General features: G+C 39.5%; 29 protein-coding genes. 11 read left to right on the forward strand and 18 right to left on the reverse strand.

The features are described from left to right. Positions 1–41: 41 nt before the first annotated feature. From JSQ81_RS07925 to JSQ81_RS07945, 5 genes are all read left to right on the forward strand, one after another. The gene (locus tag JSQ81_RS07925; RefSeq protein WP_212607114.1) at positions 42–467 is read left to right on the forward strand and encodes an HIT family protein; all 426 of its coding nucleotides are present in this window, start codon (positions 42–44) and stop codon (positions 465–467) included. Between the two features lie 98 nt (positions 468–565). Further along, positions 566–1,090, forward strand: a complete 525-nt coding sequence (locus JSQ81_RS07930; RefSeq protein WP_212607115.1) for a tryptophan transporter — start codon at positions 566–568, stop codon at positions 1,088–1,090. Positions 1,091–1,215: 125 nt separating this feature from the next. Next, the gene (locus JSQ81_RS07935; RefSeq protein ID WP_212607116.1) at positions 1,216–1,578 is read left to right on the forward strand and encodes a YtxH domain-containing protein; all 363 of its coding nucleotides are present in this window, start codon (positions 1,216–1,218) and stop codon (positions 1,576–1,578) included. A 141-nt stretch (positions 1,579–1,719) separates the two neighbouring features. Beyond that, positions 1,720–2,280, forward strand: a complete 561-nt coding sequence (locus JSQ81_RS07940; RefSeq protein WP_256437731.1) for an HTH-type transcriptional regulator Hpr — start codon at positions 1,720–1,722, stop codon at positions 2,278–2,280. 84 nt (positions 2,281–2,364) lie between these two features. Further along, complete coding sequence (locus JSQ81_RS07945) at positions 2,365–2,550, forward strand: hypothetical protein (RefSeq protein ID WP_210471261.1); 186 nt, start codon at positions 2,365–2,367, stop codon at positions 2,548–2,550. A 90-nt stretch (positions 2,551–2,640) separates the two neighbouring features. Here the strand turns inward: JSQ81_RS07945 and JSQ81_RS07950 are convergent, their stop codons facing one another. Further along, positions 2,641–2,733: a YjcZ family sporulation protein gene (locus JSQ81_RS07950; protein ID WP_212607117.1), complete on the reverse strand. Its 93-nt coding sequence runs from the start codon at positions 2,731–2,733 to the stop codon at positions 2,641–2,643. A 140-nt stretch (positions 2,734–2,873) separates the two neighbouring features. Between JSQ81_RS07950 and JSQ81_RS07955 the strand changes: the two genes are divergently transcribed. Then, positions 2,874–3,737, forward strand: a complete 864-nt coding sequence (locus JSQ81_RS07955; RefSeq protein ID WP_212607118.1) for a peptidylprolyl isomerase — start codon at positions 2,874–2,876, stop codon at positions 3,735–3,737. A 283-nt stretch (positions 3,738–4,020) separates the two neighbouring features. Here the strand turns inward: JSQ81_RS07955 and yhaM are convergent, their stop codons facing one another. From yhaM to JSQ81_RS07995, 8 genes are all read right to left on the reverse strand, one after another. After that, entirely contained in the window at positions 4,021–4,959 is a 939-nt protein-coding gene (gene yhaM / locus JSQ81_RS07960; RefSeq protein WP_212607119.1) for a 3'-5' exoribonuclease YhaM, read from the reverse strand. After that, entirely contained in the window at positions 4,959–7,844 is a 2,886-nt protein-coding gene (locus tag JSQ81_RS07965) for an ATP-binding protein (RefSeq protein WP_212607120.1), read from the reverse strand. The genes yhaM and JSQ81_RS07965 overlap by 1 nt, the downstream gene beginning before the upstream one ends. Beyond that, positions 7,841–9,055: a metallophosphoesterase family protein gene (locus JSQ81_RS07970; RefSeq protein ID WP_212607121.1), complete on the reverse strand. Its 1,215-nt coding sequence runs from the start codon at positions 9,053–9,055 to the stop codon at positions 7,841–7,843. Before JSQ81_RS07970 ends, JSQ81_RS07965 begins: the two co-directional genes overlap by 4 nt. A 91-nt stretch (positions 9,056–9,146) precedes the next feature. Then, a complete protein-coding gene (locus JSQ81_RS07975) occupies positions 9,147–10,403 on the reverse strand; it encodes an ABC transporter permease (protein ID WP_212607122.1) in 1,257 nt (418 codons plus the stop codon). Then, a complete protein-coding gene (locus JSQ81_RS07980) occupies positions 10,396–11,295 on the reverse strand; it encodes an ABC transporter ATP-binding protein (protein WP_212607123.1) in 900 nt (299 codons plus the stop codon). The genes JSQ81_RS07975 and JSQ81_RS07980 overlap by 8 nt, the downstream gene beginning before the upstream one ends. Before the next feature lie 66 nt (positions 11,296–11,361). Further along, the gene (locus tag JSQ81_RS07985; RefSeq protein WP_212607124.1) at positions 11,362–11,673 is read right to left on the reverse strand and encodes a DUF2178 domain-containing protein; all 312 of its coding nucleotides are present in this window, start codon (positions 11,671–11,673) and stop codon (positions 11,362–11,364) included. A gap of 3 nt (positions 11,674–11,676) precedes the next feature. Further along, positions 11,677–11,874 carry a helix-turn-helix transcriptional regulator gene (locus JSQ81_RS07990; protein ID WP_212607595.1) on the reverse strand — a complete coding sequence of 66 codons (198 nt, stop codon included), beginning with the start codon at positions 11,872–11,874 and terminating at the stop codon, positions 11,677–11,679. A gap of 18 nt (positions 11,875–11,892) precedes the next feature. Then, positions 11,893–12,282, reverse strand: coding sequence for a hypothetical protein (locus JSQ81_RS07995; RefSeq protein ID WP_212607125.1), 390 nt, complete (start codon positions 12,280–12,282; stop codon positions 11,893–11,895). A gap of 137 nt (positions 12,283–12,419) precedes the next feature. On the opposite strand from JSQ81_RS07995, the gene JSQ81_RS08000 reads away from it, so the two are divergent. Beyond that, the gene (locus JSQ81_RS08000; protein ID WP_212607126.1) at positions 12,420–12,605 is read left to right on the forward strand and encodes a YhzD family protein; all 186 of its coding nucleotides are present in this window, start codon (positions 12,420–12,422) and stop codon (positions 12,603–12,605) included. Positions 12,606–12,613: 8 nt separating this feature from the next. Beyond that, a complete protein-coding gene (mgsA, locus tag JSQ81_RS08005) occupies positions 12,614–13,027 on the forward strand; it encodes a methylglyoxal synthase (protein ID WP_212607127.1) in 414 nt (137 codons plus the stop codon). A 70-nt stretch (positions 13,028–13,097) separates the two neighbouring features. Here mgsA and JSQ81_RS08010 read toward each other — a convergent pair whose 3' ends face one another. The 5 genes from JSQ81_RS08010 to JSQ81_RS08030 all read right to left on the reverse strand — a co-directional run bounded on the left by JSQ81_RS08010 (position 13,098) and on the right by JSQ81_RS08030 (position 17,622). Beyond that, positions 13,098–13,880, reverse strand: a complete 783-nt coding sequence (locus JSQ81_RS08010) for an enoyl-CoA hydratase (RefSeq protein WP_212607596.1) — start codon at positions 13,878–13,880, stop codon at positions 13,098–13,100. A 70-nt stretch (positions 13,881–13,950) separates the two neighbouring features. After that, the gene (locus JSQ81_RS08015) at positions 13,951–15,459 is read right to left on the reverse strand and encodes a coproporphyrinogen III oxidase (protein WP_212607128.1); all 1,509 of its coding nucleotides are present in this window, start codon (positions 15,457–15,459) and stop codon (positions 13,951–13,953) included. 189 nt (positions 15,460–15,648) lie between these two features. After that, the gene (locus JSQ81_RS08020) at positions 15,649–15,996 is read right to left on the reverse strand and encodes a YlbF/YmcA family competence regulator (protein ID WP_212607129.1); all 348 of its coding nucleotides are present in this window, start codon (positions 15,994–15,996) and stop codon (positions 15,649–15,651) included. 12 nt (positions 15,997–16,008) lie between these two features. Further along, the gene (locus JSQ81_RS08025) at positions 16,009–17,166 is read right to left on the reverse strand and encodes a DUF445 domain-containing protein (RefSeq protein WP_371812526.1); all 1,158 of its coding nucleotides are present in this window, start codon (positions 17,164–17,166) and stop codon (positions 16,009–16,011) included. A gap of 66 nt (positions 17,167–17,232) precedes the next feature. Beyond that, complete coding sequence (locus JSQ81_RS08030) at positions 17,233–17,622, reverse strand: ferritin-like domain-containing protein (protein ID WP_212607130.1); 390 nt, start codon at positions 17,620–17,622, stop codon at positions 17,233–17,235. 71 nt (positions 17,623–17,693) lie between these two features. Here JSQ81_RS08030 and JSQ81_RS08035 point away from each other — a divergent pair, with 71 nt between their 5' ends. Together JSQ81_RS08035 and JSQ81_RS08040 are read left to right on the forward strand one after the other, a co-directional pair. Continuing rightward, on the forward strand, positions 17,694–17,897 hold the full coding sequence (locus JSQ81_RS08035; protein WP_212607131.1) for a YheE family protein: 204 nt from the start codon (positions 17,694–17,696) through the stop codon (positions 17,895–17,897). A 329-nt stretch (positions 17,898–18,226) separates the two neighbouring features. Continuing rightward, complete coding sequence (locus JSQ81_RS08040; RefSeq protein WP_212607132.1) at positions 18,227–18,766, forward strand: hypothetical protein; 540 nt, start codon at positions 18,227–18,229, stop codon at positions 18,764–18,766. A gap of 86 nt (positions 18,767–18,852) precedes the next feature. Here the strand turns inward: JSQ81_RS08040 and JSQ81_RS08045 are convergent, their stop codons facing one another. Beyond that, on the reverse strand, positions 18,853–20,109 hold the full coding sequence (locus tag JSQ81_RS08045; protein ID WP_212607133.1) for an MFS transporter: 1,257 nt from the start codon (positions 20,107–20,109) through the stop codon (positions 18,853–18,855). A 66-nt stretch (positions 20,110–20,175) separates the two neighbouring features. Here JSQ81_RS08045 and JSQ81_RS08050 point away from each other — a divergent pair, with 66 nt between their 5' ends. Continuing rightward, complete coding sequence (locus JSQ81_RS08050) at positions 20,176–20,418, forward strand: hypothetical protein (protein WP_212607134.1); 243 nt, start codon at positions 20,176–20,178, stop codon at positions 20,416–20,418. A 257-nt stretch (positions 20,419–20,675) separates the two neighbouring features. Here JSQ81_RS08050 and JSQ81_RS08055 read toward each other — a convergent pair whose 3' ends face one another. The 3 genes from JSQ81_RS08055 to JSQ81_RS08065 all read right to left on the reverse strand — a co-directional run bounded on the left by JSQ81_RS08055 (position 20,676) and on the right by JSQ81_RS08065 (position 24,682). Beyond that, positions 20,676–21,122 (reverse strand): hypothetical protein, encoded by a 447-nt coding sequence (locus tag JSQ81_RS08055; RefSeq protein WP_212607135.1) that lies wholly within the window; start codon positions 21,120–21,122, stop codon positions 20,676–20,678. A 67-nt stretch (positions 21,123–21,189) separates the two neighbouring features. After that, positions 21,190–22,941, reverse strand: coding sequence for an ABC transporter ATP-binding protein (locus JSQ81_RS08060; protein WP_212607136.1), 1,752 nt, complete (start codon positions 22,939–22,941; stop codon positions 21,190–21,192). Position 22,942: 1 nt separating this feature from the next. After that, positions 22,943–24,682 carry an ABC transporter ATP-binding protein gene (locus JSQ81_RS08065; RefSeq protein WP_212607137.1) on the reverse strand — a complete coding sequence of 580 codons (1,740 nt, stop codon included), beginning with the start codon at positions 24,680–24,682 and terminating at the stop codon, positions 22,943–22,945. Between the last annotated feature and the right edge of the window lie 103 nt (positions 24,683–24,785).

The following is a 24,785-nucleotide window of genomic DNA, read 5'->3' on the forward strand; positions in this document are numbered from 1 at the left end:
AATATGCTACAATTGTCTAAATAATGAAAGGAGTGTTGTAAATGACAAGTTGTATTTTTTGTCAAATCATTGAAGGAGCAGTTCCGAGCGCGAAAATCTATGAAGACGAACATGTCTACGCATTCATGGATATCATGCCGACTACAGAAGGACATGTTCTGCTCATTCCGAAAAAACATATTGAAAACATTTATGACTTTTCTGAAGAAGATGCTGCCAATTTCTTCAAAGTCGCACCTAAAATTGCAAACGCACTAAAAGCTGAATTTCGTCCGGCAGGGTTGAATTTACTTCAAAATAACGGGGCGCCTGCTGGCCAAAGCGTATTCCATTATCATATGCACTTCATCCCGCGATACGACGAAACGGACGGTTTCCAATTATCAACATGGGAAACGAAGCAAACGACCTACACGCCTGAGAAAATTCAAGAACTAGCTGATAAGATTAGAAGTGTACTTGCTTAACCGCAACTTTTAGTATATAGTAATCTATAAGTTTTTCGCTATCGATCACGAGGATACGATAGGAAAACAAATTGAGCTTAGCTGAGGAGAGATGAGAATTGAATACGAAAAATCTTGTTTTAATGGCCATGTTGGTTGCTGTCGGTGCTGCACTCTATTTAATCATTCCAGGAATTAACGGTGGCATGAAACCGGATTTCATGTTGACAATGATGTTTATCGGGATTTTTCTTTTCCGCGATGTGAAAAGTGTTTTTATTCTATCGCTAGCGACAGGTGTTCTATCTGGTTTGTTTTCGACATTTCCGTTAGGATTCCTTCCGAATATTGCAGATAAACTAATTACTGGATTCGTTTTCTATGTGGTTATCAAATCGTTCAAAAGCATTGCATCTAATTTGATCGCATCTACTGTATTGGTCGGTCTTGGTACTTTGCTATCGGGATTCATCTTTTTATCAGTCGCAATTTTCATTTTAGGCGTCGAGCTTCCATTCTTAGTTTTATATGCAACAGTTGTACTACCTGCTGTTGTTTTAAACGGAATTGCATTTTTCTTAATCAAACCGATCGTGACGAAAATCTTGGAAAGATCCTCTTTTCATAAACCTGTTGCGAACTAAAAATATATTTCCAAAGCTTTTCGCTATTGTGCGAAAAGCTTTTTTTGTTTGCTCATCTATTGAATGCGTGGTTTAATTAAACTAGTGAAAGGAATACTATTCCTACAGAAAGGAGTTCATCACTCATGAAAGCATCTACTTTTTTCCTTGGCCTAGCAACAGGCACTGTTGCGGCAGCGATTACAGTACTCTATTCAACTCCAAAATCAGGTAGTGAAATTCGCACTTCTGTAAAAAGCGCCTCAACTGACTTTAAAGAAACATTTGGCGATATTAAACTAAAAGTCAATAATTTAAAACACTCGATTTCCAGTCTGACAAAAGAAGCAAAAGAAACTGTCCCAGGTGCTGTGGAGGGCATCAAACAATCATTCGAGAATTGGCAACAATCGACTGAACCAAATCGAATACGCCTCGAAAAAGAACTAACTGCAATCCAAGATGCACTGGAGAACTTAGAGCAAACGATTGCAGCGCATCAAAAATAATGAGTACTAGAAATTGGTTATCCATAAAATTTGGATAACCTTTTTTATTCTAAAAAGAAATTTTCGCAATTCTCACTTCTTTATCGTTTGCTTTCCTGCTATAATAAAAGAAGACGATTTAAGAAAGCGGGGGTCTTACTATTGGAGGAAAAATATTCACCAAAAGAAGCGATGATCTTTAGCCAGCGCATTGCTCAACTGTCTAAAGCTTTATGGAAAGCAGTAGAAAAAGATTGGCAACAATGGATTAAACCTTATGACTTGAATATTAATGAACACCATATTTTGTGGTTATCTTATCATCTCAAAGAAGCTACAATTTCGGATATATCGAAATTCGGTGTCATGCACGTATCTACTGCATTCAACTTTTCAAAGAAATTAGAAGAACGAGGGTACTTAAAATTTTACAAATTAGAAGACGATCGTCGAAACACGTATGTTACTGTAACAGATGAAGGCGAAAAACTAATACTAGAGATGAATCAAAGCTATTACGATACCGAACATAGAATACTAGATGGTTCACTGCCAATTAAGCAATTATACGGGAAATTCCCTGAATTTTTAGAAGTGATGGCTGTCGTACGAAATATTTATGGTGAAGACTTTATGGAAATTTTTGAACGCGGCATTACCAATATTGAAAATACATTTGATAATGAAAGTGGCGAGTTGACGTCAGCACGAAATTCAACCTAATAAGAAAATGAGAATGCTTCTGTTTCAATCATAATCATTTTATGCTATTATAATATATAGATGATTGAAGGGGAGGAAATGCATTTGATCCTTGTAGTAACAGTTCTATTCTCATTATTTTACTTATATCAAATAAATAGAATGACGTATATACTTTGCGCGACAAGGGAAATCCCCGAAGAAAAACAATCGAAAATATTTACGACTGTTAATATTCTCATTACAATATTAATGCTCTCATTTTTCGTTGAAGTCCTTTTGGCAGTATAGAAAATAACAATGGACCTATTGTCCATTCTGAAACAGATACCTGAAAAAGTCCAGTATCCCATATGGGAAACTGGACTTTTTCATTCTTACTTAATACATGTATGCTGCACCGACAATAATTAATAAAATGAACAACACAACAATTAACGCAAAGCCCGAAGTACCATGGTTATATCCGCTCACGGGAGCACCCCCTTTCTCTCTTTATCGTATGCACACTGTTGAGAGGTTCGTAGGCAAATAACCGCAAAAGCTTTTTGTTTTAAGACTGAATATATGATATAGTAACAACTGTTGCACATTAAATTTAGGGGAGATTTCATATGAGAAAAACAATGCTTGCACTAACATTAACCGCTTCCATCCTTGCACTTTCCGCATGTAGCGATAACAATGCTACAGACAATGAAGTAATCGCTACAACAAAAGCCGGAAGTGTTACAAAAGCTGATTTATACAACGAGATGAAAGGATCAGTTGGTGCTCAGGCTTTTGAAAATTTATTACTGAAAAAAGCAATTTCTAACGAATATAAAGTTACCGATAAGGAATTAAATGAAGCCATTGCAGAACAAAAAGAAACTTACGGCGAAAATTTCGAGGAATTTCTTAAACAACAGAATTGGACGGAAGAGTTTTTCGAACAACAAGTTGAACTGAAAGTGCTAAATGAAAAATTAATTGGGAATTTAGATGAAGTTGCAGAAGAACAAATTAAAGCAGAATACGAGAAAATGAAAAAAGAAATACATGCGCGTCATATTTTGGTAGACGACGAAAAAACGGCTAAAGAAGTCATCGCAAAACTAAAAGATGGCGGGGATTTCACTGAACTTGCCAAAGAATATTCTACAGAACCTGTGGCGAAAGAAACCGGCGGAGACTTGGGATGGTTCGGCCCTGGAAAAATGGTGCAAGAATTTGAAGATGCAGCATTTGACCTTCCAGAAAAAGAACTGAGCGAACCTGTTAAAACAAGCTTCGGCTATCATGTAATCGAAGTTACGGAGACACGTGAAGCCGAGCTTAAAGAAACATATGAAGAGTTGAAACCAGGCATTGAAAATGGACTTAAGAAACAGAAGTTTGAAGAAGCATTAGCTAATCTAGTAAAAAAAGTCGACGTTGACCTGAAAGACGAAACGTTTAAATCTGTACTTGAGAACTGGCAAGGAACAGAAAAATAAGGAAACCAAAAGCGCAAGGTGCCCGTTTAGCCCCGACAGGCATAAGCAATCCCGCGACGTGGCGGTCTATGCCGAGGAAGAATGCAGTTCAATTCTTCTTTGGGGAAGAATTGAATTGCATTCTTCCTTGCGGGATTGCTTATGACCCGAGGGGCTGGCGCCTGGAGCTAGACGTGAAATCTCTGTGTTAGAAGATCTTCACAGTACAAAGTTTTTATCTTTTCAATGAAAAAAAGGCTATCCATGCGGATAGCCTTTTTTCATTGCCGATTATGCTCTTTTCTCACTCAAAGGTCGGTTTGTAAAACGAACGATTATCCAATGGGAAAATCCGTTCAGAAAACTCCCCAGGTCTCGTCTTGCCAAGTGCACGGTCCAACATATTCATTTTCGCATCGATGTTATCAATATAGTGAAGGATTTCCGCTTCTTTTAACATCGGACGTTTCGGGCTGCCCCATTCTTCTTTTCCGTGATGGGACAGGACCATATGTTGCAAGAGCATGACTTCTTCTCCTGTAACTTCTAGTTCATCCGCTGCTTTTGAAATTTCATTGACCATAATTGAGATATGTCCAATAAGATTTCCTTCAAGCGTATACTGCGTCCCGACAGGTCCAGATAGTTCAATCACTTTACCAATATCATGCAGAATAATTCCCGCGTACAATAAATCTTTATTCAACGACGGATATAATTCGGCCAATGATTTCCCTAATTTCAACATGGAAACTACATGGTCGATTAATCCTGAAACGTAGTCATGATGATTTCGAGTCGCAGCTGGGTACGTCAAAAACGCCGCTTCATGTTTTTTCAATAAATGTCGCGTAATTCGTTGTATCTGCGGGTTTTCCATTTCAAAGAAAAACTCCATCAACTCTTCATACAGCACTTCTTTACTTTTTTCCGCTGAAGGAACAAGGTCAGATATCGTTACATTTTCCGTTTCTTTAATTGGACGTATGCTTTTAATGCGCAACTGATTTTTCCCGCGATATTCATGAATATCTGCGCCTACTCTTACAATTGTTGACGCAGGATACAGTTTCATATGCTCATCCGTCGTATCCCATAATTTCGCTTCTAAATCCCCGCTTTTGTCTTGTAAAATAAGTGTCATAAATGGACTTCCTTGGGTTGTAACACCTTTAGTAGACTGTTTGATCAATAGATAAAGATCTATTGTTTCGCCTACCTTGTAATCGAGTAACTTCTTCATTAAACAACCGCCCCCTGTTCGCTTCCAATTTCTGAAACATTAATTATTGTACCATCTGCCCAATAATCCTTCATTTTTTTATGGCATGTAAAATAGATAAATTGATGAACGCGTGCAGAATCCACTAATTTCATCATACGCGATAATCGCTCTTCGTCAAAGTGAACAAATGGATCATCCATGATTATCGGGAATGGCGCCGTTTCCAAAATCGATGCCGCGAGTGCCATTCGCAGTGAAATATAGGCTTGTTCTTTCGTAGCCTGGCTAAGTTCAATAATTGGATACCGCATGCCATTTCCTGATAAAACTTCGAATGTCCCTTTTTCCGTTATGATTAGCGCGGTATACTTACCATCCGTCAGCTCATTAAACATCTGCTCAGCATGACTAAGAACCTCTGGTAATTTCTTTTCTTTCAACTCCATCATCGTTCGATTGATGGCCTCGCTAATTGCTTTTCGCGCAGACCATTCTTTTGCAAGCTCTGCGAGTTCTGCTTTTTTAATTTCAAAGAGTTGAAGTAACTGGCCGTAGGTTTCGTCTGTAAGAAGCTTTTCTGTTTTATTAACAAGGGCCGCCTTTTCGTTAATTAACATATCGACTTCATCCGCAATTATTGACAACCCAGTCTCATGAAAAGTAATTTTATCTTCAATTTCATTTTCGGTTGTCTGCTCTTCAAAATACGCCGGACCGCTTGCTGCAATTTGTGATTCCAAAGATCCTACCTGTTCTTTTAGTCGGTTTGCTTCTTGGTGAAGATCATACGCCTTGTAAAAGTCTTCCTCTGTTTCCGCCCCCGCTTCTTTCAACAACGCATGCAGGTTTAATACGAGTGTATCAATAAGTTCATTTGTTTCGACTAACGAGGGCTTTATCCGCTCGATTCTTGTCGTTAGAGATTTCTTTGTTTCAATCTCTTCTTTCAATTGAATGAAGGTTTTACGCAACACTTCATATAAATTATCCTTTGAAACAGCTTGTTGCAAGATATGTCGAATCTCCTCAAATCGGTATTCTAGTTTTGTTTCAATCGAACGCAGCTGATTATTGGCATCTTTCATTTCTCTTCCAACTTCTTGCACTTCCCGGATCATGCGAAATAACTCTGGAATAATTCCTAGCGACGGAAGTCCGTCAAAGCCATATGCGCCGATAAATTCATCAAAATGCACCTCAGTTTGAGACCTTAAGATAGACAAGCGATCAAGTTCTCTTTTGGCGGTTTTAACTTTTATCCCGAGCGCATGACCAGCTTCTTCCATCCGATTCTTTTCACGTATATAAAACTCAATATAGTCTGAGAGTTGTTTCATTTCTTGTTCTTTATGGGCATGAGTGGAAACAAATTTTTCCATCGCGGTTAGCTTCGAATCATCTTCAACGCCTTTTTTTGAATAAAGGAACGTGCCAATTCCACCAATAATCACACCTAAAACGATAGAAAACCACTGCAATTGAATTACCCCAAAACCCACAAAAGCAATAGCTATCAATAGCATTCCGATTGGTAATAATTGAGACTTGCTTTCTTTCCTAGCGTGTTTATTAAACGAAATATATGCCTTGGCTTCGGCTAATTGTTGCTGAATTTTTGGCCATTCTTCGGCTTGCTTACGTTCTTCAGCGGATGGCGTTGGCAATGCCTCAAGTTGCTCACGTACTTGTTCCGCCTCGTGCTCTATCATTGCATATTGTTTTTCAGCAAAGTCGGTTTGATTGTTCAACTTCGTTAATTCATTTAGAAGTTCGTGCATTTCTTCTTCTTTACGAAGTGAAACATCCGCTTCGATTATGAGTTGATAGCCATCGTCGCCTTTGACCCCTAGCCGATCAAGTAATCGTTGTTTCAAACTTTCTAAACGACTGATCTCATCGCTTAAGGTAGTTTTAGTAGAACGCCAACCGTGCCACTCCGATTCTTTCGCTAATAGGTCGTCGATTTTGGAAAGTTGGTCGCCATGATCATTTTGGGGCATGCGCGCATTAAACTCTGCTAACTCTTCTTCAATTCTATGTTTAGCCGCTTTTGCTTCAATTAATTTACCAGTCGTCGACTCTAGGCGGCGTATACCGTCAGCTGGGAAACTTGTTGTTCCAATCCGCATTAATTGTTGTCGAAGGGCTTCTCTTTTCAGTTGAAGCGGCAATCGTTGTCTGTGAAGTGAAAGTTGTTCCAATTGTTTCCGATGATTGCTTTCTTGATTTCGCCGTGAAGATAGTTGTTCTTCAATTTCATGGATTCTCGAAATGGACGGCGCATATTCTTCCACTTTTGCTTGTTCTTCTTTTAGGGATACTTCAAGTTCACGTAGTTCCTTCATTTTAACATTCATTTTCGGAACTCTGCCCGACTTCTTAAACAGCTCACCCATGTCCGTTTCCATTTGTTTCTCCAGTTGAATCAGGCTATCAACACCCGTTGTCCCCGATGCTAGTAGGGTTCGACTAAGTTCATTTTCATCCATTTTTTCGAAATCTTGCAATTGAAGCAAGGAAAATGAAAAGATTGATTCAAATGAGGCTCGATTATAATGTCTTAATAGCGCTTTTAAGTCCTCTTCCCCACCAGTTGTCCCATCTTCAAAATAAACTGTGACATCCCCGGAAGATTTTCCGCGTATTCGTTCAATCGTACAACGTCCATAAACCTGATCCACCAACTGAATTTGGCCACCGTATTTCCCGCCCGATTTCGGTTCATAACGTAATGAGGCGCTATTTCTTTGCGGAAAGCCGAATAACACATGGAGAATGAACTGTTGGATGGTCGTTTTTCCGGCTTCATTCAAGCCGTAAACAATATTCAACCCGGAACTAAAATTAATCGAGATATTTTCATGTTTTCCGAATCCATAAATCAATAACTTTTCAATTTTCACAAAGTCACCTCATTCGCTTTCATGATAGTCATCGCCTTCTCTTTCACTTCCTGAATGTCATCCTCACTTAAAACTGGTAAATACTTCACGCCGCGCGTGTGTTGGTAGACATCGTTTAATATTTCTTTCCATTCATCTTCATTCCATTCGTTTATCATACTGAATACCGACTGCTCCAATGCCCCTACGGCTGTTGCTGCAAGCTTTTTCTCGAATGATAGAGATTGTACCCAAACAAATGATTCTCGTTCTTCAACCACATCGCGAAGTACATCGAGCCATTCCTCAACTGGTGTTTGGTCAAACATAGCAGCCGTTTCATAATCTACATCAGTCATCGTTAATTCGATGATTCCCGAGCCATGTTTTTCTTTAAAGTTGTCAATCGATCCCTTGCAAATTTCTATCCACTCATTTGCATGCCGAATTCCAGCACACGATATATCGATTCGCTCGAAGATAATTTCAGACGTTGGAATAAAATTAAGTGCTGTCTCGGTTTTAGAAAGATTCACTTCATAAAATCCTTTTAAGCCGCGCTCATTTCGATGTCGCCCTTGAAGATTTCCTGGATAAACAATTGGCGGATCCATATGCAGCTGCTGGCGTAAATGAATATGTCCAAGCGCCCAGTAGTCATAATGCTTTTGCAGCAATTCCGCTTTTGTAAACGGCGCATAAACCGCGTGCGTTTCATCTCCCGCTAAACTTCCATGAAGCATGCCGATATGAAATGCGGGCCCATTTTCCGCTACAGGGTAATTCGTAATCATCGACTCCCGGACATGGCGCTCTTTGTAACTAAAACCGTAAACATTCACCTGTTCACCGCGAATGTTGAGCATAATCTGTTCAACATTTTCAGTTAACACATGGACATTCTCCGGCAATTCAAATCTTGTCCATCTTCCGCCTAAATGATCGTGGTTCCCATATGAAATTACGACGGGAATACGCGCGTCGCTCAGTTTTTTCATTCCTTCTTGGAATTTCAACTGCGCCTGTAAACTTCGATTCTCGCCGTCATAGATATCCCCGACAATAAGAACGAAATCTGGCTTTAAATGCAGTGCATGCTCAATCAGCCGTTCAAAAGCCGCAAATGTGCTATTACGCAAACTTACTAACTGATTTGCCTGCATTCCCGTCATCCCTTTAAATGGACTATCTAAATGTAAATCAGCTGCATGAAGAAAACGAATCGTCGACAAAATAACTCCTCCCCTGAAGTCGAATACTTGTTCCTATTTTACCATAAAAAATAAGACTTCGCGATGTTTTGTGAAGTCTTATTTTTACATATTATTCTTTTCCTAACTGAATCGCTTTCTTGATATCTTTCAATGAACGCGAAGGACCATACATAAGTACGCCGCCTCGATAAACACGAGCGCCAAAAACGCCCAAGATTAAGATTGTCACGAGCATAATCGCGATAGACAGTAACGGTTCCCATAGCGGTAAATCCAACATACCGACACGCAAAAACATCACAAGCGGCGCGAAAAACGGTACATAGGATGCATATTTCAGAAAACCAAGTTCTGGATTTGTAAGTCCCGGCATCGCAATCATGAACGCCAAAATCACTAGAATCATAATTGGCATAATCGCTTGTTGCACGTCTTCTGTTCGGCTAACGAGTGAGCCCAGAAGTGCTGCGACTGTTGCATATAGGAAGTAGCCCAGCAAAAAGAAAATGACCGCGAAAACAATAGTTGACACGCTTAAATTTGAAAATCCAAAAAATGAAGAAACCCCTTCTACCATATTCGAAGCTGATGTTTTCACTGCTATGAACCCAGCAATTCCCAATAACATCATTTGTACAAGACCAAGTGATCCAATTCCCAAAACCTTGGCAAACATATGCTTAACCGGAGAAATGCTTGATATCAGAATTTCCATTACACGGGACGATTTTTCTGTTGCGACTTCTGTTGCAATCATGTTTGAATAAAAAATAACCGTAAAGTAGATCAGGAAGACAAGTATATAAACAAGTCCGCGTGCCTCACTTAACTCTTCCTCGGACTTCGTCGTAGTCGAAACGGAATGTTGCTCAAACTGTATTGGTGAAAACAAGGTTTGAAGTTGGTCCGGCGAAAGTGATAATTGCTCCGCTTTCAATTCCGATTGAATTGATTGCAACGCTTCCATAATCATCGCAGAACGACCAAAATCAAGCGCACTCAATGATGTGTAGTCAGCCTGGATTGTGTTTTCTGCATCCAATCCAATTACAAGGAAAGAATCGATTTCCTCATTCGAAACTTTTTCTGTTAAAGCTTTTTCCGATTCGGTCGTCGTTTTAACTACAATGCCGCTATTCGTAGCATCCAACTTTTCTTTCAATGAAACACTCAGTTCACCGCTTTCATCAACAACATAAATTTCATCTTCACCGCCGCCAGTCAAATCTGTCACGGTATCAATGATGGATGTCATATTCGCAAATAAAAATACAGCTGCAATCATGAATGCCGTCGTTAGAATAAATGATTTGGTCTTTAGTTTCGTCATAAATGCCTGTTTGAAAATAATCAGAAATTCACGCATGCGCTTTCCCCACCTTTTCGATAAATATATCTTGAAGCGATGGTTCTTCAATTGCGAAATGGCGGATTGGACCAGATTCCAACGCCGCCGTTAATAATTTATTGGCGACATGCTCGGATTCCACTTGATAAAGCGCACCTTCAATCGATTTGTTCACTGAGGTCACACCTGAAATCGAATCTAGCTTCGATAAATCATTATCCGAATTAATGCGGACATTTTGCTTTCCGAAAGATTGCTTTACCTCACGAAGCGTTCCACTGACAATTTGCTTGCCATGATGAATAATACTAAGCTCCTCACATAACTCTTCAACATGATCCATCCGGTGACTCGAGAATATAATCGTCGCACCGTTGTTACGAAACTCGATAATCGCTTCTTTCAATAATTCAACGTTCACTGGATCGAGCCCCGAGAACGGTTCGTCTAGGATTAATAACTTTGGATTATGAAGAAGAGATGCAATGACTTGGATTTTTTGTTGATTTCCTTTGGAAAGTTCCTCGACTTTTTTATTTGCATAATGCGGAATTTCCATGCGCTCTAGCCATTTTATCAAGTCCGCTTTTGCATCTGATTTATTCATTCCGCGCAATTGTCCAAGAAAAATAAGTTGTTCCTCCACTTTCATCTTCGGATATAACCCGCGTTCTTCTGGCAAGTAGCCAATTTCAGGACTTGTTTTGTAGTTAATGGGATTATTATTCCAAGTGATCCGGCCTTCGTTTGCGTTTAACAACCCTAGAATCATTCTGAAAGTCGTCGTTTTACCAGCACCGTTCGCGCCTAGAAATCCGTACATCGTACCATCTCCGACCGATAAAGTTAAATCATTAACCGCGGTAAAATCACCAAATCTTTTCGTTACATGTTCAAGCTGTAAAACCATTTAATTACCCCTTTCATCAAACTGTCTATTCTTTTATACGAATCTATTAAGTAGAAGTTTCATTTATCAGTTTTTCCTGTTCGCAATCATAGATGCAATTCCAAAGGTCGTCATGTGAAATACCCACAAGCCGGTAATCAGCCAAAATGCTAAGCCTGGACCTTCTATAAGAATAATAATCATCCAGACAACTAAAATACCGACAGTTGTTGCAAGCCAGGATATTGACATAGCACGCCCATGCACCGTTCTAAAACGTTCATCGAACCAATGGCGCTTTTTACCAATCCGCCACATAATAAAAAATAGGAGTAGTGTAGTTACGACAGCAAGCGGTAAACCGGTTAAAAACTCGACAGATATTATGTTTGTACTCATATTTCATTCCTCCTCCGGTGTGAATACATCTTCAATCAGGCAATCGAATAACTTCGCAATCTTAAACGCCAAGACAAGTGACGGATTATACCTTCCCCTTTCCAGGGAGATAATCGTTTGTCGTGATACTTCCAGTTTTTCTGCAAGCTCATCTTGCGTTAATCCGAGCGCTGTACGCTTTTCCTTGATCAAGTTTTTCAGTTCGATACTCTCCCGTCACTAAATTCTTTTTGAAACAACAACCATTGAACTAAAAACAGTACTAACTAGCAATGAGGCAATTACACAAACCATTTGATAACCATCTAAATTGATAAGGTTTAATTGAAACAGCGCCATAAAAATAACTAAAAATCCAACTAGAATAAAATAACTATAAAACATTCCCTTTTCCCGAATCACTCTTGAACGTTCATCATTTGACTTAAATTGCGGATATAAATATGCGTTACAAAATACCATGATACTAATCGATAACATCATTAACTCATGCCCAACAGGAAAAATTCCAACGAATAATGTCGCGGTTGAAAACATAATTGAGAACAGTAAAAATAAAGAACCTAATACAATAAACGCTCTTTGCATTGACTTAATGGTTGATGTCATGGTTTTTCCTCCCAGGGTAAAGCGACCTTTGCGTAAAGGATACTTTACTTCCATATCATATGTCAAGCACCCTTTACAAATTCCTTTTTTTGAACTTTCGTAGTATACTAAACAATATACATATGGAGGGGATTTAGATGAAAGTATATAAATTGACGGCGTATGAACCAAAAGGAAAAGTCATTATGGACGAGTCCATAGAAGCGGCAACAGATGAGGATGCAATTGAAAAGGGACAAATAATCCTTGAAGGGAAAAAACTACTCGAAACAACACACCGTTTAGCTTCACCTTCAGGAAAATTGCTATTATTCCACTCATAATAAAAGAGGTGCATAAATTGAAAATCGCATTAATTGCTCATGATGAAAAGAAAGATGAAATGGTTAACTTTACAATTGCATATGAACCGATTTTTTCGAAATATGAACTATATGCAACGGGTACAACTGGTCAAAGAATTATGGATGAAACTAATCTATCCATCAATAGATTAATGTCCGGGCCTTTGGGTGGCGACCAACAAATCGGCGCCATGATTGCAACTGGGGAAATGGACTTAATCATCTTTTTCCGCGACCCACTAACCGCACAACCCCATGAACCCGATGTCAGTGCTTTGCTTCGTCTTTGTGATGTTTATGGAATCCCGCTAGCGACCAATATTGCTACTGCTGAATTATTAATACGCGCTGTTGAAAAAGGATATTTTTCATGGCGTGAAACAGCGGCTAAATATAAATAGAAAATGCCAAGCCCCCATGTAAATAGTGGGTGCTTGGCATTTTTTTTGTTGGTCCATTGCAGATTATTCATTACTTCCCCTTGAACACAGGCTTCCGTTTTTCCACGAACGCCTGAATGCCTTCCAAGTGATCTTCCGTATCACGCATCGCTTGTTGCGCTTCGCTTTCCATTTCCAAAACGCGTTCAAGTTCTTTCGTTTTTTGTTCATGCAAGATTTTTTTCGTCGCAATCATTGACGCAATTGGTGAAGCAAGCAACTTATGAACCAATAGCTCTCCGTGCTCAGCCGCTTTCCCTTCAGCAACCACTTCATCGATCAGTCCCTGGCTACGGGCTGCTTGTCCATTCAGCACTTGTCCTGTCCAAATTAGATTTTTCGCTTTAGGAACGCCTACTCGCTCTTTCAAGAAGAAATGACCCGCTCCGTCTGGCACTAATCCGATGCCGATAAAGTTCATCGCGATTTTAGCCTCTTCTTCTGCGATTATGTAATCACAACCAAGGACGACACTTAACCCCAGGCCTGCAGCAGCGCCGTGAACAACCGCAATCGTAATTTGTGGCAATGTGTAAAGGGCTTGAGCTAAACGTGAAACATCCCCCATGATATCGCCGATTTCCATCGGGTTGTCCGGATCGAGCATCGCTTTGATGTCTCCACCCGCAGAAAATGCACGCCCTGCACCATTAATTAATAAAACTTGCACAGTCGCGTCCTTTTTCAACGATTCAAACACATCTGCAAGCTCTTTCATCATGACTCCATCCATTGCGTTCATGGACGCAGGTCTGTTCAATGTTAGACGGGCAAGACGCCCCTCCGTTTTTAATTCTACTGTTTTATACAAAATAACTGCACCTCTTTCAATGAAATGAATAACCATTCAATTAATGCTATTCGACTCTTTCATTGAAAGTCCTTTATTTTTTGACAGTTTCGGGAAAAATCCCGTCAAGAAACGCCAGTTTTTTCTCAATTGATTCTTCGTACGTCAATATATACGCCGCTGGATCTTTCGGGTTATAAAATTGTTTAATTCGCCCAGTGTTACGGTCGATAAACTTGCTTGAAGCCCCGCATCCAACGCCAATAATCGTTTGTACTTCTTCCATAATGACGATATTGTAAATGCTTTCTTCCCCTGGTTTTGCATAGCCAACGTTTTCTAAATTACCTAAAATATTTTTTTGACGATATAAATAATAAGGATCATAGCCGTTTTTCTCGTTCCATTCTTCCCCGAGCTTCATCATTTGTTCGACCGTTTTCCGATCGGCCACTTTATATTTATTTCGATTTTGCGACATTTCAGATGCCCGTTTGAAAGATAATGTATGGATGGTTAATGATTCAGGTTGCATTTTTTCTGTTTCCGCAAGCGAGTGTTCAAACTCCGCCATGCCTTCATTCGGCAAGCCAATAATCAGGTCCATATTAATATTCTTCATGCCCATATTCCGCGACAACCAAAACTTATCCACTGTCTCTTGAACAGTGTGGTGGCGACCAATTGCCTTCAACGTTTCATCCGTATAAGACTGTGGATTAACACTTATCCGATCAATGCCCCATTTTTTCAACACATCTATTTTCGCAGGTGTAATGGTATCCGGGCGCCCCGCTTCTACTGTAATTTCTCTAACGGCTTCCATATTCGGAAATGATTCGTACATCGTCTTGTACAGTTCATCCATCTCTTCCGCTTCGATAGACGTTGGCGTTCCACCGCCGAAATAAATCGTCGTGATTTTCATATCTTTTTCTGTAAGCCATCTTCCCATTTCACGAATTTCTTCGTGCAGACCATCCAAAAACGATTCGACGCGACCGCTTTTTCGGCGAATCGCATAAGCAGGAAACGTGCAATAAGCACATTTTGTCGGACAGAAAGGAATCCCGATATAAATGCTCACTTCATCTTTTAGATCATATAAATCAGGAACTGAACGAAGTTGGATCGCTGCAATTTTAGCTAACAGTTCTCCTTTTTCACGAGAAACCCGATAGTTTTTCATGATTTTTTCAACCGCTTCTTCCGAATCAAGTCCTTCTCGACGATACTTATGATATAACTTCATCGGTCTAATGCCCGTTAAAATTCCCCATGATTGTTTCATTTCAGTTGCCTGTTCAAGAACTTCCAAAAACACATGCGAATAAATTCTCTTTAATTGACGAGATTTAACTTTCGCATCACCAACTTCCTCAATTTCCGAAAACGTTGCTTCATATTGTTTTCCTTCATAATTCAAAATCGCTTTTGCAGAAAGTTTATTTCCTTCAAGTTCCTTGAAGATAAAATCCACCTTACTCGCATTTTCTGCATCCTCAGTAATAATTTCGCATTGTTCAAAGAAAAGATTCGCCAGATGCGCAAACATACGAATCCAGTCTTGTGCAAATGTATTTTCAATTTTAATTTTTTGCATGGCATTTCCCAACTTTCTATTTTCTAGTTCCTTATTGTATCGCTCAAGATGAAGGAATGCACGTTTTCTTCAAGAAAAAAGACAAAAATAAAAACCGACCTAAGTCAGTTTTTTAATAAAACTGACCTGCCAGTTTTTAATAAAACTGACCTGCCGGTTTTTTAATAAAACCAGCCTGCCGGTTTTACTTTAGATTGATTCATATATTTCTTGGACAGGTTTCATTAACACACGATTAACCTCTTCGATTAACCCGCTTAACTTCATTTCCGCTTCCAGCATCGCCATAATTTTTTCGTTTGACTGAGCGAGCTGTGCTGTTTTCTGCGCGTACTCCAGTTCATCAGCTTCTACTTCTTCTCCAGCCATTTGTTTTTCCTGCAGGTCAAGCTGGATTTTACGGAAGTTTTTGAACAACGCCAATGCATCTTCATCCGCTTTAACTACCGCAACCGCTTGTTGAACCTCTGAAAACTCAGTCGTTTTTCTAAATGTTGCTTCCAGTCTGTTTAAATCATCGTAAATATTTACAGTCATATATAATTCCTCCTAAGTAAGATTTGTCGCAAATACGATTAAACCTTGTACAATACCAATCGCCCCGCCTAACACTGCACCTAGAACTGTGATCATTTTGAATTCACGTCTTGAAATGCCTAGTACAAGATCTTCCAACACTTCCACCGGGAATGAATCGACTTGCTCTCTAACCATATCATCTATTTTCAATTTGCGAAGCGATTTTTCTAATTGTTTATCGACTTGCCCGAAAGCGAATTGAATTAAGGTCGGTGTGATATGACTAGCTGTCCAATTTGCGCCATCAGGCCAATAATCCTGTAAAGTCTTATCCAGGCGGGATTCAATCGCCAATTCTTTTTTCACATAGCCCTTAATCGACCCAAACAGTCCGTCCCAATCAAAACCAGCAAGCAGTTCGTTCGCTGGACGTTTTTGGAGTTTTTCCCATTCATTTAAAATAATTGTATTCACAAGATTGTAAGTGCCTGGCGCTGCAATGAATTTTAACGCTTCACGCTGAACTTTCCCAACAAGTGATTCTGATTCTCCGAAAAACATATTTACCATACTACCGAGCGTCCCTTTCGATGCAAGAAAATCATCGATCAACTTACGAAACATTGCTTTTCCTTCATCAGACTCGAAATACTGTTCCGATTGTTTCAAAATATAGGTCGTTATTTGCGGAATTCGTTCTTCCGCTTCCAACCGCCATTTTTCTGGAAGCAAATCTTCTACAGTCCCTGTTGTCAGTTTGTTACGAACTAACAAAAGGCGATCATCGACTAACTCGACAACTTTTCGTTCGATTTTTTCTGGAACAGCAGTAGCACCTGCAACTTCCAACCACTCATTCAATGTTTTGTCCGAATGCAAAACATGTTCCTCTAGTTTTTGTTGAAGAAATTTCTCTGCCTTCTCTTCCATCTCCGGCGTTAATAATTTCTTTTTAAACGTTTCAGGCGTCAAAAGATAGTTCGTAACCGTTTTTCCAAATTGCCTTGCCAACTCATCTCGTCGCTTTGGAATTAGCCCAGGGGTAAAAGGTACCCGCCAAGAGCCGATATACTTTGCCTCATGCGGCCTAAATAGCATTTTAATCGCTAAATGGTTTGTAAAACCCCCAATAAGCGCTCCGATTAATGCCATAAATAATAATGTCCATAAAAAATCCAATTGCTTCACCTTTTTCCGTTTCGCTACTTTTTAATTATAACAGAATAAAAGCAAACGGAAAAATTAGTCGCATTGTTACAAAGCATTATACATCGTTGAAAATCGAATGGCATGCTCCATTTCATCATTCATGGCAATGAATATTGGATTATACGCTTGTTGAATTGGAATCGATAACAGCATCAACTTATAAGTTTCCACAGCTTCTAATTCATCAAGAAGCGCTTGTTTTGCACACTCTTTCAAATTATAACAAGGCAATCTTTTCTTCGGGTTTTGTACAAACCTCCCCGTAAGCATATAATAGAGTTGTTGAAACATTTCATAATGACTTTTTTCATCTTCATACGCATGCTTGATGAAATCTTTCCACAATGGATCATCTGTCAATTTATACATCGATTTATAAAAGTGGTAATCTTTGAATTCGTCCTCAATGGACTGCTTCAATTTATCAATAAACAAGTCAGCATCCTTTCGCATGTCTTTTTCCAATTTTATGCGATACGGTTCTGTCTTATGAGAGGGGTACTACTATGCTACAACATTTTAGCTATAAACCAATGTTCGAAAACACACAACTACCAGGTTGGACATTCTCCTTTTTCTTTAAGAGCGTCAGGTATACCGGCGAATACTTACCGGACGGCACCATTAAATGGCTCGGTGAAACACCACCTGAAGAAGAAAACATTAAGAAAATGATTCACGAATTAATGACTTTTCATGTGTATGACTAAATAAGTTTGCATTCTTTAAAAATGATTTAGTGCTCCAAGGAAAGAGCGATTTTCTCTTTCGCACTATGTTCGCTTTCCTGCGGGCGAGCGCACAGTGCGGAAAGATATAGTTCAATCTTTCCCTGCCGCTTCCCTCGCTGCGCTCAGTCCAGGGTCTCGGCTAAGGAAAGAGTGAACTTCTCTTTCGCACTTCGCTTTCCCGCGGGAGTCTCACGACTGCGCACTAAATCATAGAGTAGTATCAAATAAATATTCTTATTTAAGAAACCCTTTAAACATGAATGATAACTTATAATTTCATTTCATATTGTATATGGGGGTGTATCAAAGTGAAGAATAATAGACTGATTCCTTTCTTATTATTTCTTATCCTTATTTCTATTTCTTTCTTCAGTTTTTCTTATGCAAAAGAATACCGATTTGATAAGAATTTTCTTGACGTAGGCTATAAAGAAGTTCATGAAGCACTTAAGGAAAGCGAGAAACATTTTGAACATGATATTGTCTTACCCATTCAACTTCCACCAATTGTTTTCACTCATAATTTAGGTAGACTTACTAATTTGGAAGGGAATCAAAATGATTACTTTGAAATTACTTATCTAAATCAAAACTTAGGACAGAGTCATTATAATATCGAAATAAGGCCTATCAATGTGAAGGTGAAAATAAATGAAGATAAAATTGAACGAACATTAAAATTGAGTAATAGTAATGAAGCGATATTTAGTACTACAATGATGCAGGGATTTAATATTCTCGCATTCGAAAAAGGTGGATTTCAATATCTTTTATCTATCGATAAAAGAGTTTCCGATGAAGTAACACCAGAAACATTAGTGGAAATAGCTAACTCGGTGAATTATTGATTTTGTAATTGCTGCTTTTTAAAGGTAAACAAAACCTTAATAACACGATTTGAAAATCTCTCACTAGGAGGAATTTTTGAATTGGTTCATTCCTCCGACAACTTTCTTCTCCCAAAAATAAAATAATAATACGTTGACGAAATTACATACAAGACTCCGGTTATACTGAACGCATATGTATAGCCCCAATAAGAACCAAATGAAATGACGAGCCCCGCAGCAATCGGTCCCATAGTAGCCCACCCTAGCTGGAAAACGGTTTGATTGATGGAATTGGCTAGCCCTTTATATTTGTCTGAAACGATTTCCATTGCCACAGCGCTTTGAATCGGATTCCCCGCATTCATTAGCGCTTGCCGCACCAAAAACCCGATAGAAGCGAGTAGGAGAGATGTCGTATAAGCTGTCAATATCAAAAATGGGATGGATACGATTTGGAATAATATTAAGGCTCTCACTTTCCCGACTTTCTTCACTAATACTGGCCCGATAAGCATAGCGACCGCTGTCATTCCAGATCCCAATGACAAAATTAGGCCTATAAATGAATTGGAAGCATCGAAACGATTCGAGAAGTACAAGTTCAAATATGGAATTACTAATCCCGATCCGAGTCCAATGAGCAGACTTGCAAACGAGAAATGGAAAATGAGAATGAGGTTTCTTTTTAAACTATCGTCAATCTCAGGTTTTTCCTCAAGGACTTCTTTTACAACAATAGGCTCTGGATTCTTATTTTGCAGTTTGAATAGCGGGATAAGCCCAATCGTGAAAGTGATCGCACCGATTAGTAAAGCCCAACGGATTGATTCCACTGCGCCGAGCGATAATGTGACTTGAAGAACATCCGATAATACTCCGCCAAATAAACTTCCAATGACATTCGCAACTGTCATTAAAGCAAAATGCATACTAAACATATGAACACGTTCTTTAGGTTTTGTGTTCTCTGCAAGAAACGGAACACCAGAAACTTGAACGAATGCCATAAAAATACCTGTTAAAAAGGCAGCATAAACAATCGGCGTTTCTACAACTGTCATACTACGATAAAACAACGTAATCGCGCCAAATAATGCCCCGCCGATTATCATCCATTTCCGCCCGAATCTATCGCTTAAAAATCCAGCAGGAATAAGCATGATCGCAGATGCCAGCGCCGTCATCGAGATTACTTTACCGTTTATCGTTTCCGGCATGCCAAGCTCTTTGATATAGAGATTATACATAACCATAAAAACACCCATTCCAATCGAAATGAGTACATTTGCAAGCATGAACAATTTAACGTTTCTATTAAATGCAGAAACTTTCTTCTTCCAATCCGCAAACCACTTCCACATACTATTCCCACTTTCGCGCATGATACTTCGACACTCTAAATATACGCTTTCCAGAATAGTTTAGCAATGGGAATCGAGGAACAAAATCATGCGAAAAAACGTTACGGGAATAAACCAGTGAGATACGGGAGCAAACTATTCCGTTACGGGAACAATGGACGTCGTTACGGGAACAAAATCGTGCAAAAAAACGTTACGGGAATAAACCAGTGCGATACGGGAGCAAACTGTTCCGTTACGGGAGCAACAGGCATCGTTACGGGAACAAAATCGTGCGAAACACGTTACGAGAACAAAATTGAGAAATAATCTGATACGAGCTCAAAGATCAAAAGCGCAATGACCTGTCTTGTCTAGTCAGGCATAAATAATCCAATGGCATTGCAATCTTTTCCAAGGGAGATTGTAGTTCAGCCAGAATGCTTATGACCCGGGTTGGCGCCAGGAGCTAGATGTGAACCCTCTTTATTTGAAGATATTCGCAGTCCATAATTTTATAGTTTCTAAAGCAACAAAAGAAAAGAATGCCCCCCTATTAGGAAGACATCCTTTCTATAAGATTGTATTCAATTATCAACACAATGATTCTTAAGTTCCGCGAGCATTGGTTCACTAATCATTCTAAATTGAAATGGCAATTTCATTTCCGCCATCCATTGCATATCTTCGTGATTTACGGAGAATAACACACCGCTTAGTCCTTCCGGAAAGAAGAGTTCGATGCGGCATATACAATCAAACCTATTAGATATCTCTATAATATATTCATTTGTGATTCGATTATCCTTAAACACTTTTTGTTTCTTAAACAGCATGGCAACCGCTTCGTCATGAGCATCCCCGCAAGCCAAAGTTTCTTCTTCTGTCAAACAAACAAGCCGGCTCCAATATGCATAAGCAGCCTTGCCGTGCTGACTAAAAAAGGTAAAGTCACCCCGATTGAAATGAGTGGATCCTTTAATCGACAAAATCCTTTCAATAGGTGCATCTGTGAAAAGTGTATATGCTTCCATCATCACTATAAAAAGATTTTGCATACGATGTAATAAATAAATCCACTATCACTTCAGCCCCCTTCATTTATCCAACCCTATTTGTCGTTCCCGCCTGCAATTTATACATTTGCGCATACTGACCGTCCAATGTTAGAAGTTCATCATGCGTTCCACTTTCGATAATCTCCCCGTGATCAAGTACTAATATCCGGTCTGCGTTTTTAATTGTGGAAAGTCGATGCGCGATGATGAAAGTTGTTCTACCTTTTTTCAGAACGTCCATCGCGTGTTGAATAATCTCTTCAGTTTCAGTGTCAATATTTGATGTTGCTTCATCTAAAATCAGAATCGCTGGATCGAATGCAAGCGCCCGTGCAAATGAAATGAGCTGGCGTTGTCCTGAAGAAAGCGTACTTCCTTTTTCAACGACCTCTTCATCAATCCCATTTGGCAGATGCTTCAAGAGTCGGTCGCCGCCAACCGCATCCAGTGATTGTTGCACCTTATCGCGGGTAATCCGCGAATCCCCAAGTGATATATTCGATTCCACAGTACCGCTAAATAAATACGGATCTTGTAAAACAATCCCCATATAATCACGAACAGTTTGCCGTGGCATCTCACCGATGTTCATCCCGTCAATTGTAATGGTACCTTTGGATACATCGTAAAACCGAAACAGCAAGTTCATAATCGAACTTTTTCCAGATCCGGTGTGACCTACTAATGCAACGGTTTCCCCTTGCTTCGCTTCGAATGAAATATCTTTCAACACATATTCTTCTTCATTATAAGCAAACCAAACTTTTTCAAAACGAACATTTCCACGATATCTAGCAACCTTCTTATCACTAACCGGTTCCCCTTCACGATCGAGTAAACGAAATACACGCTCAGCCGCTACCAGTGAATGTTCTAGCTGCGCAAATTGGTTGACGATGCCTGTTATCGGATTGAAAAGCCTTGTAATATAATCTACAAATGCATAAAGCATCCCGACTGTAATGACACTTTCCGCCGATAATGACGCGCCCCCGAAATACCAAATGAAAATAACAAATGTTAGGGAGCGGATGACGTCAACTAAGTTGTATGACGTCGCTGCTTCCACTTTCAATAATTTATTTTGGTAGTGGAAATGCTCATCATTGAGTTCTTTAAACTCTTCTCCCATTTGTTTTTCCCGACGAAATGCTTGAATAATGGTCATCCCATTTATGGATTCATTGATCATCGCGTTCATATCACTTACTTTGTTTCGAATGATATGGTTCACTTTCGATGCAAACTTCCGGTAGGCCTTCATCCAAATATAAAGAATCGGCAACACGAACAATGTAATTGCGCCCATCTTTGGGTCTAAATAAAATAACGCCACAAAGATTCCGGTAATATACATGCCGCTGATTGCAAATTGTGAGAGCACCGTGACATATAAATTTCGAATCGCTTCTGTATCGTTCGTGATTCGTGCTACAACTTTCCCGGCAGGCAAGTTATCAAAATAACGAATGGGCAATGTTTGGATATGCTCATATAAGTCATTTCGCATTTTCTGAATGACGCGATTGGCGGCATTCTGTAATAATAAATATTGGAAATATCTAAGTATCGCCGTCACAACAGCAAGACCAAAAAAGATCGCTAATAATTTGGCTATCGGGGCAAAATCAATGCCCCCGTCTACTGCGCCTGCGATATGTTCATCAATAATCTTCTTCGCAATCATCGGCCCCATTAAATCCGCTGTTACGGCAAATCCTAGTAGGACTATTCCTGCGATCAGCAACTTTTTATATTCAAGTGCGTAATGTAATAATCGTTTACCGGTACCCATATTAGCCCACCTCCCCGATTTGTTGGCGGTCGAATTGTTCTTTGTACCAGCCGTCATATTCTAGTAACTCTTCATGCGTTCCTTCTTCTACAATACGCCCATCATCAAGCACGATAATCCAATTTGCATGTTGTATTGCCGATAAACGATGCGTCGTAATAATCGTTGTTTTCCCTTTCCGTTCCGCTTGAATATTCTCAATGATTTTTGCTTCTGTTTTAGCATCAACCGCTGAAAGCGAATCATCCAATATTAAGATTTCCGGATTCTTCACGAGTGCACGGGCGATTGAAATTCGTTGTTTCTGTCCTCCAGATAAAGCAATCCCTTTTTCCCCGACAAGTGTATCCAACCCGTCAGGAAGCATTTCTAAATCTTTTTCAAAATACGATAGACGAATCGTTTCGGAAATATCCTCTTCTGTTGCATCCGGTCGTCCAAACAAGATATTTTCACGAACCGACCTTGAAAAAAGTACGTGATCTTGCGGAACATATCCAATCCAATCTCTCACTTGATTTTTGGTCAGTGACTGTAAACTTACCCCTGAAAAAGCAATTTCCCCAGAACCAGCAGGGTATTCTCTCAGCAGTTGCTTAACAAACGTTGTCTTCCCGCTTCCGGTCTTTCCAACAATCCCAAGCGTATTTCCTCTGTCTAATTGCAACTGAATATTATCCAAGTTAACGGTCCCAGATGTTGGATACGTAAAGACAACATCGCGGAATCCAATGCTTTCCGGATTAGAAACAGCGGCCGGTGATGCTGGATCTTTAACATCTTCCTCATAATCAAGCGTTTCGGTCACTCGGTCTAGCGACGCATTCCCGCGTTGCATAACGTTGATTAATTCGCCGATTGCGAACATCGGCCAGACAATCATTGACAGATAAACGTTAAACGTTACAAGTTTCCCGAGTGTCATAACCCCTTCCGAAACAAGATATGCACCGTATCCAAGCCCAATCATATAAGTAAGGCCTGTTAATATTTTGGAAATCGGCATAAACATCGCATCTATTTTTTCAACATGCATGTTCTTTTTAAAAACATCTTCCGTCATATCCGCAAAATTCTTTTCGCTCGATCGTTCTTGGACAAATGCTCGAACAACTCGGACACCTGCTACCGCTTCCAATACATTATCGTTTAAATCACCAAATGACTTTTGGGCGACCATATATCTTTCATGAATTTTCTTCCCTAGATACTGCATGATAAATGCCAATATCGGGAGTGGAAGTACCGCAGCAAGCGTTAACTTCCATGAGACGAGAAAACCCATCGTCAAAATCAACGTAAATAAGTAGACAGTCGAATCAACGAGCGTCATAATCCCAAAGCCAGCCGTTTGAGAAATTGCTCGAAGATCATTCGTCGACCTCGCCATTAAATCACCGGTTTTGTTCTTCTCATAAAATGTCGGCGTCATTTTCAAGAAATGACCCATCAAATTTCCGCGAAGTTGGCGTTCAATCACATAAGCACCGCCAAATAACTGAAATTGCCATACGAAGTTGCATACGTAATTTACAGTCATGATCAAAAGCATTGCGCCGATAAATCCAGCCAACAGTTTCACAGTCAATGTTTGCTGATAAATTGCATCGATTGCTTCCCCGATAAGCCAAGGCGGAAGAATGACAAGTACATTCGTAATCATCAACAAGATGAGTGCAATCGTGTACCTTTTCTGATTTTCTTTAAAAAACCATTTTAATTTAAATAAAACTGAAAACATAAATGAATCGACCTACTTCCTGTGTTATCTTACCTGAATTTTCCGATTTCCGATAAATAAAAAAGAGCACACGCCTCCTAGAGTAAGCGTGTGCTCATCATAA

It is taken from the genome of Sporosarcina sp. Marseille-Q4063, assembly GCF_018309085.1.
Taxonomy (GTDB): domain Bacteria; phylum Bacillota; class Bacilli; order Bacillales_A; family Planococcaceae; genus Sporosarcina.